Origin of the sequence: Butyrivibrio sp. FCS006 (assembly GCF_000424525.1) — a bacterium.
In the GTDB taxonomy this organism is placed as follows: Bacteria; Bacillota; Clostridia; order Lachnospirales; family Lachnospiraceae; genus Butyrivibrio.
On the sequence record NZ_KE384203.1, the window covers coordinates 653,423 to 668,917 of the forward strand.

At 44.8% G+C, this 15,495-nt stretch carries 13 protein-coding genes; all 13 read right to left on the reverse strand.

Going from position 1 to position 15,495, the window contains the following annotated elements:
- Positions 1–48: 48 nt before the first annotated feature.
- Complete coding sequence (gene cysK / locus G633_RS0110095) at positions 49–984, reverse strand: cysteine synthase A (RefSeq protein WP_026519834.1); 936 nt, start codon at positions 982–984, stop codon at positions 49–51.
- Between the two features lie 129 nt (positions 985–1,113).
- Positions 1,114–2,043, reverse strand: coding sequence for a cysteine synthase A (gene cysK / locus G633_RS0110100; protein WP_026519835.1), 930 nt, complete (start codon positions 2,041–2,043; stop codon positions 1,114–1,116).
- A 17-nt stretch (positions 2,044–2,060) separates the two neighbouring features.
- A complete protein-coding gene (locus G633_RS0110105) occupies positions 2,061–3,191 on the reverse strand; it encodes a M20/M25/M40 family metallo-hydrolase (RefSeq protein WP_026519836.1) in 1,131 nt (376 codons plus the stop codon).
- Between the two features lie 24 nt (positions 3,192–3,215).
- On the reverse strand, positions 3,216–4,475 hold the full coding sequence (locus G633_RS18045) for a glutathione S-transferase C-terminal domain-containing protein (protein WP_081664744.1): 1,260 nt from the start codon (positions 4,473–4,475) through the stop codon (positions 3,216–3,218).
- Between the two features lie 25 nt (positions 4,476–4,500).
- Positions 4,501–5,259, reverse strand: a complete 759-nt coding sequence (locus tag G633_RS0110115) for an amino acid ABC transporter ATP-binding protein (protein WP_026519837.1) — start codon at positions 5,257–5,259, stop codon at positions 4,501–4,503.
- On the reverse strand, positions 5,256–5,996 hold the full coding sequence (locus G633_RS0110120; RefSeq protein WP_026519838.1) for an amino acid ABC transporter permease: 741 nt from the start codon (positions 5,994–5,996) through the stop codon (positions 5,256–5,258). Before G633_RS0110120 ends, G633_RS0110115 begins: the two co-directional genes overlap by 4 nt.
- Positions 5,997–6,169: 173 nt before the next feature.
- A complete protein-coding gene (locus G633_RS18050) occupies positions 6,170–6,685 on the reverse strand; it encodes a GNAT family N-acetyltransferase (protein WP_051200099.1) in 516 nt (171 codons plus the stop codon).
- A gap of 4 nt (positions 6,686–6,689) precedes the next feature.
- Positions 6,690–7,679 (reverse strand): glutathione S-transferase family protein, encoded by a 990-nt coding sequence (locus tag G633_RS0110130; RefSeq protein ID WP_026519839.1) that lies wholly within the window; start codon positions 7,677–7,679, stop codon positions 6,690–6,692.
- A gap of 13 nt (positions 7,680–7,692) precedes the next feature.
- Positions 7,693–8,739, reverse strand: a complete 1,047-nt coding sequence (locus tag G633_RS0110135; RefSeq protein WP_081664745.1) for a glutathione S-transferase family protein — start codon at positions 8,737–8,739, stop codon at positions 7,693–7,695.
- A gap of 15 nt (positions 8,740–8,754) precedes the next feature.
- Positions 8,755–10,218, reverse strand: coding sequence for a glutathione S-transferase C-terminal domain-containing protein (locus tag G633_RS18055; protein ID WP_051200101.1), 1,464 nt, complete (start codon positions 10,216–10,218; stop codon positions 8,755–8,757).
- A 13-nt stretch (positions 10,219–10,231) separates the two neighbouring features.
- Positions 10,232–10,753, reverse strand: coding sequence for a GNAT family N-acetyltransferase (locus tag G633_RS18060; RefSeq protein WP_051192342.1), 522 nt, complete (start codon positions 10,751–10,753; stop codon positions 10,232–10,234).
- A gap of 3 nt (positions 10,754–10,756) precedes the next feature.
- Positions 10,757–11,686: a transporter substrate-binding domain-containing protein gene (locus G633_RS0110150; protein WP_026519841.1), complete on the reverse strand. Its 930-nt coding sequence runs from the start codon at positions 11,684–11,686 to the stop codon at positions 10,757–10,759.
- Positions 11,687–12,481: 795 nt separating this feature from the next.
- On the reverse strand, positions 12,482–15,394 hold the full coding sequence (locus G633_RS19315; protein ID WP_026519843.1) for an EAL domain-containing protein: 2,913 nt from the start codon (positions 15,392–15,394) through the stop codon (positions 12,482–12,484).
- Between the last annotated feature and the right edge of the window lie 101 nt (positions 15,395–15,495).

A 15,495-nucleotide genomic window follows, 5' to 3' on the forward strand; every position in this document is an offset into this window, starting at 1 on the left:
TGGAGCAACCTTAAATATGTTATGAAAAAGAAACTATTATGAGTCTTATCAATCAGCAAAGAGCGGTGTTGAAAGATATCTGTCACCTGAATCGGGAAGAAGAACTACGATGTTCTTGCCCTTGTTCTCTTCTCTGTTAGCTACGATTGTAGCAGCCTTAAGTGCAGCACCTGATGAAATACCAACCAAGATTCCTTCTGAAACTGCGAATCTCTTGCCCTCAGCAAAAGCATCCTCATTCTCGATGGCGATAACTTCATCGAAAACCTTGGTGTTGAGTGTGTCAGGCACGAAACCTGCGCCGATACCCTGGATCTTGTGAGGTCCTGCTGTTCCCTTTGAAAGAACGGGGCTTGTTGCCGGCTCAACAGCGATAACCTTAACGTTAGGATTCTGCTCTTTCAAGTACTCGCCTACACCTGTAACTGTTCCGCCTGTACCAACACCTGCGATGAAGATATCAACCTTGCCATCTGTCTGCTTCCAGATCTCAGGACCAGTTGTAGCTTTGTGAATTGCAGGGTTTGCAGGATTTACAAACTGTCCGAGGATGATCGCTCCGTCGATTTCCTTCTCAAGTTCCTCAGCCTTTGCGATGGCACCCTTCATGCCCTTTGCGCCTTCTGTAAGAACGATCTCTGCGCCGTATGCCTTAAGAAGATTTCTTCTTTCAACACTCATTGTCTCGGGAAGTGTAAGAATTGCTCTGTATCCCTTGGCTGCAGCAACTGCTGCAAGTCCGATTCCTGTGTTTCCGCTGGTAGGCTCAATGATTGTTGCGCCGGGTTTAAGCTTACCGCTCTTTTCTGCATCCTCTATCATGTTAAGTGCAACTCTGTCCTTAACGGATCCTGCCGGATTTAAGTACTCAAGCTTTGCAAGGATCGTTGCTCCAGTAGCTCCTGCGTTCTTGCTGTAATTGTTCAGCTGAAGAAGTGGTGTTCCCCCAATAAGTTCTAATGCGCTCTGCTTTATATCTGCCATGATTTTTTCCTCCAATCAATTATGTTCTTTTGTTTTGATATATTGATACTATCACGGCAAAAGAGCTTTGAAAATTAAAGAATGCTTATCGGGAGGTATAAGGTTTGCTTATCCACCCACATTTTAGTATCAATCGTAAAGATCGCTGGAAAGGTATCTGTCACCGTTATCCGGGATAATGGTAACTATGTTCTTGCCCTTGTTTTCGGGGCGCTTAGCCACCTGTACTGCTGCCCAGAGCGCTGCGCCTGCTGAAATACCAACAGAGAATCCTTCAAGATGAGGAATAAGTCTTGCATACTCATAAGCGTCCTCATCAGTTACATCAATTACTTCGTTAAAGAGCTCTACCTTTGTCACAGGAGGAGTTGCTCCGCCGCCGATTCCCTGAATCTTGTGAGGTCCCGGTTCTCCGCCGTTTAAAACTGCGCTTCCCTTTGGCTCAACTGCAATGATCTCAACATCAGGATTTTTCTCGCGAAGATAATCTCCTGCTCCTGAAATGGTTCCGCCGGTTCCTGATGCAGCAAGGAAAATATCAACCTTGCCATCGAGGTCTTCCCAGATCTCAGGACCTGTTGTCTTATAGTGTGCTCCGGGATTTGCAGGGTTTCCGCCCTGTCCCATGATAACTCCTCCCGGAGTCTTCTCTAAGATCTCTGCTGCCTTTGCACCTGCTCCTGCCATGTTGAGCTTGGAATCGGTAAGGACTACCTCTGCTCCGAAACTCTTAAGGGTAAGAAGGCGCTCTTTTGACAGATTATCAGGCATGCAGATGATGCACTTGTAGCCCTTGGCTGCAGCAACTGCCGCAAGGCCGATTCCTGTATTTCCGCTGGTTCCCTCGATGATGGTTCCTCCGGGTTTAAGCCTTCCGTCTTTTTCTGCCTCTTCAACCATGTTAAGGGCAGGACGAGCTTTAACGCTTGCTGTAGGATTGAAGAACTCAAGTTTTGCAAAAATGTGAGCTACCGTATCCTCCTTCGCCTCCAGCTTGTGAAGCTGCACTATCGGTGTGCGTCCAACAAGTTCAAGTATGCTGTCGTATGTCTTTCCCATTTTTATCCTCCTATATATCAGCCCGTCATGATGTTCTTAACGAGCTGGGTTGTTTTCACCAGTTCTTCTACAGTTGTGTACTCGTTTACCGTATGGATCTCATGCATGGCATTGTAGATGCACAGACCGTCGATTCCGTTCCTGACCAGCACATTGTTGTCGCTTCCACCGAATGATTTCTTGGGAAAAGACCTTTCTCCGATTGCCGAAAGTGCCCTGTTGTAAAGCTCCAGTGTGCTTCCCTTTTCGCTCTCATTGGCCTTGTAAGCCTTCAGCCTTATGTCACTGAAAAACTCTACCGATGCACCAATAGCAGCCGTTTCCTCTTCAAAGACCTTCCTGACATTCTCAAACGCTGCAAGAGCATCCTCATGAATCGCACTTCTTATCTCGCCTTTTATCAGCACCTGCGCAGATACGGCATTGCTGACAGTTCCGCCCTCAATGGTTCCAAAGTTAAGTGATGTATGATCATCAACCCAGCCCTGCTTAATCCTACTGATTGCACTCGCCGCAGCAGCTATGGAATTTATGCCGTTCTCTGGCTCAAATCCCGCATGAGCGGATTTGCCCTTTACCGTTATCTCAAAGTAAATAAGTGTCGGCTCCTGTGATGAGTACACTCCGAAATCACCGCTGCAATCCGGAACAAAAGCCTTCTTCGCCTTCACTACAGAATAATCAAATGCAGACGCGCCTACCGTATATGTCTCCTCAGCTGGCGTAAACAAAAACTCGATTGGCGCATGGTCAGCGCCTTCTTCGAGGATCTGCCTGTAGCCTTCATAAATAACAGTAAGGGCAGCTCTGTCGTCTGCCCCAAGTACTGTAGTTTTATCACTGGTTATTTTTCCGTCCTCATGGACAATTATCTTTTTATCAATTCCCGGAGATACCGTATCCATGTGAGCGCAGAACAAGATCGGATCAGCGTCTTTAAGCTCTCCCTTTCCCGGTACGGAGCCGAACAGATTTCCTGTATCACCGCCAATCTTGTCTCCGGCGTTATCTTCACTCAACTCCACTCCAAGCTCTTTCCATATCTTTTTAAGATGATCGGCAACTTTTCTCTCCCCATAGCTGATGCCGTCTATCTCAGCAAGCTTTATGAATGAATCCGTAATCCTGTCTGCAATCTCTTTTCCCATGGTTTTACTCCCGGCGTTTAATCATTACTCGTTCTTTAAAAGACCCTTAAGAGGATTGATGCTTGCATCAACTCTGAGCGGACTGTTCTTTGGATCTGAAGGATCTCTGTCAGCATGTGACTCAAAGTTCCAGTGTGAAACAGAAATCTCGCTCTGGTAATCCTCTACTGTCTCTCCCTTAGGGTGACGAAGGTAGATGTCACCGTTGGGATCGGATGAAAGTGCAGCTCTACTGCCATCATCTGCCCAGAGTTTATCGTAGTCGATCTGGCTTGAAATTCTTACGTTGTAGTCTGCAAAGAGAGCATCTCTGTCTCCGCCTCTTCCAAGTACAAGGTCATGTACAAAAGTTGCATTCTTGAATGCAGGAATGTTGTAAAGTTCCTTCATGTAAGCGTAAATGTTGGGATAATCCGCAATCCTGTGCTTAGTAGGTCCTACATTTCTGAAGTAGCTTGTATCCCATCTCACGATAGTTACAAAGAATCTGATGTCAGAATCTGTGATGTAATCTCCGAAGAGGAATCTGTTCTCGGAAAGTCTCTTTTCCAGCTTATCCAGTGAATCATAGAAGTCATCAAAGGCCTCATCATAAGCTTCAACAGACTGGCAGAAAGCCATTCTGTAATGTCCGTTGTTTACGTGAGGGAAGAGCCAGTCGTTGAACTCGTCGATGACATCCCTGTACTTAACAGGATAAAGGTCCGGCGCATCCTCAGGCTGAAGAGCTCTGAAGTTAACCTCAAGGTAGTTGGTCATTCTGTGGTAGTCGTTGTTAACTGCCTTCTTTTCCTTGATATCAACAATGGTAGGTGTTGTTGCTCTGCCCTTGAAATCAGGGTTTGCTCTCTGATAAAACTCTGATAGGAAATATGCTCCGGTTCTGGGATCCTTAAAGCCCTCCTGATCACCAAAGCCGTGTCCGTATCTGTTTGTCTCGCCGCTGTGTGAAGTTCTGATGTCATAGATAACGTCTGTAAGCCCTAAAATATCTCTTACGATTACAGGTCTGTTTGACCAGTTGCAGCCCTTCATCCAGTAGATCTGATATCTCCCTGCCTCAGGCTTCCACTCGCCTTCGCCCTCTCCTGCCTTAGCAATGAAAGCATTGGGCTGTCTTACAAATGCGCCTCTCTCATCAATCTCATTTTTAACTTCGCTTGGTCTTGGTGGAACACCCACCTCTTCTGCGAACTTTGCTGCAAGTTCATCTGTGTATCCGTCTGTAGGTACTCCTGCCTGTGTCTTTTTCCTGTGTTCCTCTAAGCTGCATGCGTTTCCCATTTTTTCTCTCCTCCTGATATGATGATCAAATAATGTAATCCGGCTGGTTCATTAAATTCATTTTTGCAAAGAAGTCTTTTGTTCTCTGATTCTTAGGATGCTCAAAGACATCTGTCGGTGTTCCGTCTTCCACGATGTGTCCCTTATCAAGGAAAATAACTCTGTTTGATACGTTCCTTACAAAGCTCATCTCGTGGGATACAAGAAGCATCGTATAGCCCTTACCTGCAATCTCTTTTATAACATCCAGAACCTCCCCAACAAGTTCGGGATCAAGAGCTGATGTAGGCTCGTCCAAAAGAAGGAGTCTCGGCTTCATAGCCAGTGCCCTTGCTATTGCAACTCTCTGCTGCTGTCCGCCTGACATGTGCTTTGGATAGTGATTTGCCCAGGCTGTCATTCCAACCTTTGCAAGTTCCTCAAGCGCTATCTTTCTTGCCTCTTCCTTGGACAATTTCTTTACTACGATAAGACCTTCCATTACATTTTCCAGAGCTGTCTTTTTCTCGAAGAGATTGAATCTCTGGAATACCATTCCTGTGTTCTGCCTTATCTCGTTTATGTCCTTCTTATTCTTTTTGGACAGGTCAATTGTCTTTTCCCCAAGGTTAATTGTGCCCTTCTCCGGGATCTCCAGCTGGTCTATGCAGCGAAGGAGTGTAGACTTACCTGTGCCCGAAGGTCCGATAATTCCTATTACGTCGCCCTCGTTGATGTTTAGGGAAACATCTTCAAGAACTATATTGTCGTGATATCTTTTTGAAAGTCCCTCTATCTGTATCATGCCTTTACCTCATCTTCCGGAATGTAGTTTGCCACCTGATCCGGTATGGCAATCTTCTTCTCTGCTGCCTTTAACAACTGTTCAATGATGATAGTGATCACCCAGTAAATGATGGCAAGAGATACATACACTTCAAAGTATCTGTATGTTCTTCCGCCGAGGATCTTGCCCTGGGCTGTCATCTCAACCACTGCACAGGTGAAGGCCAGTGATGTTCCTTTTATTACTGAGATAAAGGAATTTCCGAGGGATGGAAGTGCAACTGTGATTGCCTCGGGAAGGATGATCCTTCGAAGTGCCTGAAGGTATGTCATTCCCAGCGCACTTGCTGCTTCAATCTGTCCCTCTCCCACAGATAAAAGAGCTGCTCTGATGAACTCTGCATTGTAGGCTGACTGGTTTATTCCAAGAGCGATAACCGCGTATACAAAACCTGAAACCTCAGCCACCTTGAAGTCCGTTCCGTTCTTGGCATTGAACCACTTAAAGAACATCGGGATTCCGAAGTATGCGATGTAGAGCTGCACCAGTATCGGTGTTCCTCTGATCAGTGATATAAAGAATGTTGCGATGTGCTTAAGGACCGGAACCTGACGGATCTTGATGATCGCAAGTATAAGTCCCAGGATAATTCCTATAAGCATGGATATCACCGACAGCTCTAATGTAACCGGAAGGTATCTTAGAAGATCCGGTATTTGAGTAAATACCAATTTGAAATCAAATAGATTAGCCATGTTTTTCATCTCCGTCATCGTTTTTTGTTATTTGCATTATGATTTACAATGACAGAGATGTAAAAGACACTATTCTTATAGGACGTTATAAGTTTTACTTAATCTCTGCAAGATGCCCGTTTTTATCGAACTTTAAGGTGTTATTGTCGGTGTGCATCCTGAGTTTAAAAAAGTTAAGAAACGTATTTTTCGACAAGAACACAAGAGAATCCCAGATCGTTTTTCTTTGGCGTATAGTCCTTTGGAATCTGATCTTCGCTATCAACAACAATTTCTTCATAGGCTCTCGGATTTACCTTTGGAACCAGCTTGTAGCCAAGCTTTTCATAAAATCCCTGAGCTCTGTCCTGGCTATTAATGACAATCTTTGAAACGCCAAATTCACGTATCCATTCCTCTGCCTCATCGATAAGTCTGCTGCCTGCACCGTTTTTCTGATACTGCCTTGTAACACAGACTCTGCCTATTTTACCAACGCCATCGAAGGGAAAAGAAATCTTACATCCCGCTACGGGCTTGTTGTCCTCAATAAGTACAACCGCTTTGTAGTCGTCATCAATTGGCTCATCGTGAGAATATTCTGCAACGATGGGGATGTTCTGTCCGAAAACAAATGCATCTGTCCTTGCATAATCATAGGCTTCAAAAAGCCACTTGGGTGAATCTTTTGTAACTCTGAATGCTTCCATGCTCTCATCCCTTCTTTCTGTATTTATTGGTCGGATCTTTGCTAAGTTTTTCTCTTCCGTGAGGCTCTTTCCAAATTGAGAGGTCAGGTCCTGCAGGAAGGATATTGAGCGGATTGGTCTCAAGGCAGCACAGATGATAGTGCTTCTTTATCGCGTCAAAATCCGTATTTCCTCCAAAGGCTTTTTCCTCATAAAGATCTCTTGCGTATCCCCAAAGATTCGGATAGTCCTTCAGCATCTTCTTATTTACTCTAAAGCCGTTGAAGTATGCCACATCAAATCTTGCAAGAGTGACATAGAGTCTTACGTCGGACTCTGTTATGTAGTCGCCAAAGAGAAATCTCTTTTCCGAAAGTCTCTCCTCAAGCTTGTCAAAGGCGTTAAATACAAGGTGAAATGCATCCTCATAGGCCTCCTGACTCTTTGCAAAGCCTGCCTTGTACACTCCGTTATTCACATCATGGAAGATAAAAGCGTTGAGCTCATCTATCTGATCTCTAAGTTCTTCCGGATATAGATCCGGTGCGCCTTCTTTGTGGAACTTATCCCATTTTGTTTCAAAGTACAAAGTGAGATTAAAGTAATCGTTGTTTACAACCTTGCCTGTTGTAACATCGACAAGCGCCGGAACAGTGAATCTTCCGTCGTAGTCAGGGTCTGCCTTTTTATAGGCCTCTGAAAGGAGCTTGATGCCAAGAACCGGGTCTTTATCATCCTCATCCAGGGTAAAAGACCAGTCTGACCACGGAACGTCGGGCCTTATCGGGTCAAGTGTTCCAACCGAGATTACATCTTCAAGTCCCATGAGCTCTCTAACGATGATCGATCTGTTGGCCCAGGGACAAACAGGTGCCCACAGAAGTCTGTATCTGCCTGCTTCTACAGGAAGCTCTCCCTCTCCGTCACCGAAAGGTGTTGTAAACCTGTTGGGCTGTCTTTCAAATTTTCCGTTCTGCTGTACTTCTTTATTTGTAACGTGATCTACTACTGCCACTTTTTTATCCCCCTCAAATCACAAGTTTTCCGAATTTCTCCGCTCTGTTATTTGGCTCTTCCCACACGCTGTTATCAGGTCCAAGCGGAAGTATGTTGTTGGGATTTTCCTCGGCACCAAGAAGGTAGCCTTTCTTTATTGCGTCAAAATCCGTTGCATTTTTAAATGCCGGGATAGAATATAGCTCTTTTGCATAATTCCAGAGATTCTCGTAGTCTCTGATGCGCTTCTTGTTGAGCCTGAAGCCAAAGTAGTAGGCTGTATCAAAGCGGGCAAGAGTTACATAGAGTCTGATATCGGAGTCGGTGAGTCTGTCTCCGAAGAGGAATCTGTTATCCTTAAGGTGGTCTTCTAGCCAGTCAAGTCTGTCAAATACAAGCTTATAGTTGAGCTCATACTGCTCCTGGGATCTGGCAAATCCGGCTTTGTAAACACCATTGTTGATCTCGTTAAAGAGGATCTCATTAAGAGCATCTATTCCGGTTCTGAGTTCCTGTGGATAAAGGTCAGGCGCACCCTCTTTCCAGAATGGTTTCCATACTGTCTCCCAGTAGTTGGTGAGCTTGTGATAATCGTTGTTAACAACCTTTCTCGTCTTAACATCAACTATTGTCGGAACTGTAGCTCTGCCCTGATATTCAGGATCTGTCTCAGCATAGATTTCCGGAAGATAGCGTATCCCAAGTACCGGATCAACTCCGCCTTCATCCAGTGAAAACTCCCAACCCTTATCGGTTCTTACAGGTGCAACTTTACCAACGCTTATAACGTCCTCTGTTATTCCAAGAAGGCCAAAGGCAATAACCTGTCTTGTGGCCCAGGGGCAGAGCGGAGTCCAGATGAGTCTATATCTGCCTTTTTCTACAGGGAGCTGTCCCTCTTCATTTCCGAAAGGCGTATCAAACCTGTTCTGCTGCCTTACAAAGGCTCCGTTATCAGCGATTTCTCTTTTAAGCTCAGATGAGGCAACATTGCCAAATCCTGAATTATTCTTGTTTTGTTCTTCAATCTTTTTTCTGTGTGCTGCAACTGAGCATGCAGCTGCTTCAAATTCCGGCATATCTACCTCCAACATTTATATGATTTCAGGTCCTCTGAATATCAGATGATAAGGATTTCTTTCATCCTCCAGTTCCAGAAAGGCCTGCTCTTTTTCTTTTACAATGTCTATTGAATTCCTGATTTCTTCTATACCTGAGAGCTTTTCGATATATCTTTTCAAATTCGGATAATCGGTAGCCTTGGCAAAGTTTAGCTTGCTAAGATTGTAGTAGATGTGATCGTGACGAAGAAGTATCTTGTAAAGCTCCTTATCTGCCTCACTTATCTCATCTCCCAGAAGAAATTCGGAATTACCGAGCCTGTCGTCGATACTTTCAAAGGCATCTTCCTCCAGATGAGCCCATCTCTCAAGCTCGTTCTGATAAGTTGCCTCTGCTGCCCTTTTAATTGGCTTAATGAGTGCATACTCAAGATATTCTTTTTCATGTTCCAAAGTGTCGTGGCTAAAAAGTCCATTGGCATTTTCCTCCAAAGTGAACTTGTGCTCAGGGTCTTTTGACAACTTCTCTCTTCCCGTTGGCGCAAGGAGCTGGCGATTGTCAGGGCCTGTTCCTATGAGGCCGTAGACGTTTCCGAGCTTAGCTCTCATGTGAGGAGAAAGCTGGTAGTGCTTCTTGATAAGCTCAAGCTTCGTATACTCATAGAAGCCCTTTGTCTGATAAACGTCTCTTGTGTATCCCCAAAGATTCGGGTAGTCCTGCAGTCTTTTCTTGTTGACGCCAAACACCAGGTGATAGTTGATGTGGAAGCGGATCAGGGCTACATAGAGATGAATATCGGAAAGTGTGATGTAATCACCGTTTATAAATCTCCTATCCTTCAGCCTCTCTTCCAGCGTATCTAAAGTCTTGAAGTAGTTTTCAAAAGACTCATCGAAGGTCTCCTGGTCTCTTGCAAAGCCACATCCATAGGCGTCTACTTTCTTGTTGATAAAATCGCTCCACTCGTCTATTTCTTCGCGAAGCGCTTCGGGATAAAGATCCGGCGCATTCTCTTTGTGGAATTTTTTCCAATCAAGAACAAAGTATTTGGGAATGTTTACAGGATCATTTTGAACAATCGCTCCTGTTGTAACATCTGCAATTGCAGGGACTGTGGACCTCCCGGTAAAAGTTGGATCTCCTTTTAAGTACGCGTCATCGAGATAATGGATTTTCAGGACAGGATCAACTTCTCCAAGATCCTCTGAGAACACCCATCCTCTCGGGTCTCTGAGTATGCCGGTTTCACCAATGCTGATAACTCTGTCAAGGCCAAGAAGGCGCAGTGTAATGACTGCCTTATTCGAATGCGGACATCCCGGCATCCAGATCAGTCTGTATCTGTCTGCCTCCACAGGTAGTTTGTCTTCTCCGTCCCCAAACAACTTATCAAAGACAAATTTCCTTCCCTCAACCTTTCCCGTTGTCTTATTTATCTGCTTTTTGAATGTATTCTCAAACAGCTCCACTGTCTGAAACGGCACTATATATGACATACCTGCCTCCCCTTTATACCTCGATCCTTGAATCAGGATTTTTCCATGTAGGTCCCTTCATGTCAGATCTGTCTTTTTCATCCTCAAATCTGTAATCCTTGGGAAGGAAGAATCCTGCATTTTCAAGCCAGCCAAGCTCTTCCTCAGTTGCATCAAAAAGTTCCAGCGCTGTCTTGGCTCTTCTAAAGCCGAACTTCTCATACATCTCCACTGTATGCGGATGTGTATAAAGAATTACATTCTGGCCCTTTAGCTGCTCCAGGAGCTTACCTATAAGCTGTCTTCCGATTCCTTTTCCCTGATATTCTTCATCAAGAGCAACGTTGTAAACAGCCGCCTGGAAGAGTCCGTCAGATAGTGCCCTTGCAACTCCTACTATGCGTTCGCCGTCGTATACAAATACGACGGCGTAGCTGTTCTCAAAGACAATCTGTTGCTCTTTTGCAGAATGATCGGAGAGGTGAGATTTCCTAAGCACCTCAGCAACCTCTTCCCAATTGATATTCTCTTTTGTTGTCTTATAAGTAATATTCATAATTTAGTTTGTCTTTCCTGCGTTAAGGATTTCATCTTCAGGTGACTGGTCAACTCCGCCAAAGAACTGCTCTGAGAGTTTCTTTAATGTTCCGTCGGCTTTGAGCTGCTTGATTGCTTCATCAATCTTATCTCTGAGTTCTGTCTCATCCTTAGGAAGAATGTAGTATGCATAGAGGTTATCAGCGATGAGCTTTACTTCATCCTCAGGAATGTTTGATTTGTCGATATCAAATCCGTACTCATCAACATAAGCTGTGTACATAGGACCATCAATGATTCCGAATGATGTTGTTCCGTCCTGGATGTGCTGCAGCTCAACTGTTGTATCTGCCTCTGTGTATGTAATGTTGATCTGTGCATCAGGATTCAGCTCATTCCAATGCTCGATTGCATTTGTAACTGATACACCTGCACCACCTTCGAATGAAAGTCCTGCTGCATCTGCAAGAGATGTGATAGGTGTCTGGTCCTTACCATAGACAAATACGTAGCTTACCTTGTCATAAGGAAGTGAGTAGAGATATGAGCTTGCTCTCTCTTCGTTGTATGAGAAGTTGTTAACACCGATCTGGTAGTTACCTGCGTTAAGTCCTGCAAATACTGAAGGGAAATCTGTAACTTCAATCTCAAGATCATATTCAGGAATAATATCGAATACTGCTTTCAAAACTTCGATGTCATAACCTGTAGGCTGATCATCTTCGCCAACATATACGTAAGGCTTAGGTCCGCCACCTGTTGCAGCTTTGATGGTCTTAACTTCTACAGCCTGTGCCTGATCTGCTGTTTCTGTGCTTTCTGTCTTTTCTGCTGCTTCCTCTGCCTTTGTCTCAGTTGCATTTGCACTAGCTGTAGCAGCCTCTCCGCAACCTGTAAGTGATCCAATGACTAATGCTGTAACTAAAACTGTAGCAATGAGATTCTTTTTCATATTTTTGTCCTCCTCAAAACTTAATCAAATTTGTTATTTAGGATTATGCTTTAGCCCGGCTCCTTTGTAAAAGACATGGTTCTTATAGCGGGTTATAAGTTTTGCTTATCCCCTCCAAGACTCTGGTTCCTCCATGCCCACTACCATTTACCTGTCAAAGCGCCTGTATTTTTCCTCCCTGCCATAAAATAAAGCTTGAAAAAAGGTTGCGCTCAAGCATTTTACCTGTCAAAGCATCCACTTCCTTTCTCCCTGCCATAAAAATCATCCAGAAATCAGGTTGAGCTCAAGCGTATTACATGTCAAAAAGCCCCAAACGCCCCTTCCTGCCACAAACTCATCCAGCACCTTTCTGAAATCTGTGGCAAATCCGCCCCATATCGTCCTCGGGACATAAAAAAAGCTTGCACAAGACGTTACTCCCTCCGAAAATCTGTGGCAAATCCCTGCCTTATCACTCCCGGGACATGAAAAAAGCTTGCACAAGGAGCTACTCCCTCCGAAAATCTGTGGCAAACTCCTACCATATCGACTCCGGGACATGAAAAAAGCTTGCACAAGGCGTTATTCACTCCGAAAATATGTGGCAAATCCGTACCATATCGTTCCCGGGACATGAGAAAAGCCCCGGCTAGCCGATCCCCCAACATCCCTGCCCCGCTTAGTGACCAATACGCGCAAAAAAAAGAAGGAGGCAAGGGACAGTACGCTGAGCTCTGTGCTCGGGCAGCCCTTGCCGCCTTCTTTATTTGTGCTACAATTCATTTTCTGCGGGGCAGAGATGTTATGCTCTCCTCATAACTTATACCTATTCTCCCCAAACGCCAGTTTCTCAAAATCCGCCGCAGGTACCGGCTTCGAGAAGTAGTATCCCTGGACCATCTCGCACCCGTGCTCTTTCAGGAATTCAAGCTGGTCGCCGTTCTCTACACCTTCGGCTACTACCATGAGCTTTAAGCTCTTGGCGATGTCGAGAATCAGCTCGATCATGCGGATGTCTTTCTCCTTGCGCTCCTCGGGTTTTTCTATCTTGTCGATGAAGCTCTTATCGAGCTTCAAGATATCAACAGGCATTCTGGAGAGCATATTCAGCGATGAATAGCCTGTTCCGAAGTCATCCATCTCTATGATGTAGCCGCGGCTCCTTAAGTCTCCGACTACGCCGATGATCTGCTCGGCGTCATCCGTGTATGCTGACTCCGTAACCTCCAGATGGAGCGCAGCTCTTGTAATGCCATTCCGTTCAATGATCTCATCAATATTCTTGATCAGATCCGGCTCGAAGATATCAATTCTGGAAAGGTTAACGGAAACAGGAATTGCTATGCCATATTTCTCTTTCCACTCACCTATCTGCCTTGCAGTTTCATTCCAGACATATTTATCGATCTGTCCAATCTGTCCGTTTCTCTCAAAGAGATTTATGAAAGTTCCGGGAGGTATCATGCCCAGATCATGGTGGTTCCATCTTACCAGAGCCTCTGCGCTCTGCAGAATAGGCGGATCTGCCTGAACATTATATTTGGGCTGATAGAAAACAACAAATTCATGTTGTTCCAGCGCGTACTTAAGGTCGTTAGTCAGCTTCTGTTCGAGGATTTCTCTTTTCCTCATCTCCTCATTAAAGACCATCATCCTGTCATGATGTCCGCCTCTTACCATGCTGCTGGCGGTCCTTGCCCTGTCAAAGAGTTCAATCGGACCAAGATCCGGCTGATAGGGCATAACACCCATCCTGATGCGTATGCTTACATTTTCGGAAAAGACATCCACAGCCCTCTGAAGTCTTTCATAAATTCCCTTGTAATCATCAGTGTGCAGACAGTAAATATAGAATCTGTCGGCTGTGGATCTGCAGGCGATTCCATCATTCTCACCTACATAAGCCTTGACCTCTTCGCCAAGTGCGAGCAGGACTTTATCACCGAAATCCCAGCCATAAATAGCATTTACTACATGAAACTGTTCGATGTTTACTGCAATTGCATCAAGCTTATAATCAGGATTTTCATTGTGCATTCTGTTTGCATATTCAAAGAAATAGTTCCTGGTATATAGCTTGGTCAAAGGATCCAGCTCTGTAGCATCGATAAGTTTCTGCCTATCCAAAGCCTTTCTATCCGAGCGGACCTTTGCCACCGTAAGAAGAAGCATGATAAACAGGATGGCTGCTGCCACAGCCAGGAATGACGCGGCATTGTCCTGAAGGTAATCTTCAAATGTGACTTTATCGGTAGAACTTGCATATCGTGACAGGTTGGTCTTAGTTTCACTTGAATCTGTGAGAACAACCAGTTTATTCATGATCGAATAAAGCTCACTGTTTCCTTTTTTCACCGCAAAGGCAAATTCCATGTTCTGTCCCGTTGCCAGGAGGGATAGCTTGTAGCGCCTTCTAAGTCTGTCAACCAGCGTTATTCGATAGCTGTTTACGAATGTACAGTCCACATCTCCCGTATAGACAGCTCTGTAGCACGCTTCAAGTGTCGGCTCAAATACGATTTCCCAGTCAGGATAATTGTCTTTTACAAAGACTTCATAATTGACGCTTCCTGACAGAATTGCAGCTTTAACATTCTCATCAGTAAAGATATCTTTAGTATTTCCGGGCTTTACAACGGCAAATATCTCGGATTCCATCAAAGATTCCGTGCTAAGCAGTCCCATATTCTCAGCATCTGACGGACTTATATTAATTGGAGCTGCAACATCTATTTCTCCGTTTTGCAGAGCTGATAGACAACCCTGTGCAGTAGCGTAAGGCACTGTCTCAAATTCTATCTCAGTATCCCTGACCTTATCAGGCACAAGTGTCAGGAAGTCTCCCAACGCGCCTGCCAAAACGCCTCTCTCATCAGATGAGAATGGCATGTAGTTATTTCTGTAGCCCACCCTGATCTTTCCATGTTCGGAGAGCCAGGCGATTTCTTTTGCCGTAAGATATGTATTGGTCTTTGCTGACCAGATATACTTCTGAAGGAGCTTCTGGTTGTAATACGGGTTCTCGTTCTGGATCTTTGCCATGGCTGAGTTCAGCTCTTTTATAAGATCCGTACGACCTCTGGTCACGGCAAAAAAGCTCTCGGATGAGCCAACTGAACATACAGGCATGCATCCTTCCCTGTTGCCGTAGGATTCCACGGTTACATAGGCGTCTATTTCGCCTTTTTTCAGCATCTCAAAGCTCTCGTCTACAGATGCGTCCATGAGTTCCAAAAGGTCAATCTTGATACCTACATTCTCAGCCCACTTCTTGATATATTCGGCCTGCATACTGTCTTTATCAGCTGCAAATACTTTTCCGTTAAATGTATTTATATCTTCAAGACTCATTTTGTCGTTTCCGGCTTTGATGAAGATATAGTATGTCTCCGATGTCATCGGAATCCTGGAATAAAGAATGTCCTCTGCTCTCTCCTTTGTGTAGGAGACATCGCTGAGCATGTCAATCTCGCCGTTTCTTAGCATCTGCAATAGTTCAGGCCAGGTTCCTTCGACATATTCGTATGTCCATCCGGTATAGGCTGCAATCTTTTGCTGATAATCATAGGCAAGACCGGAGCGCCTTCCGAGCTGATCCATATGGCAATAGGTCGATTCAAACCAGCCAACGCGGACTATCTTTTCCTCGCCGGCATTTACTTTTGCCGTAAAAGACATAAAGACAGTTCCGATCAGAATAACTGCAAGCAAAGCAATCGCAGTCATCCGAAGGACCTGCCTTATAAGAATACTTCTATGTAATTTGTGACTCTGATTCAGTTTGTGAATATTCATACTCACCTATAGCTAAAGGAAAGTGCACATTA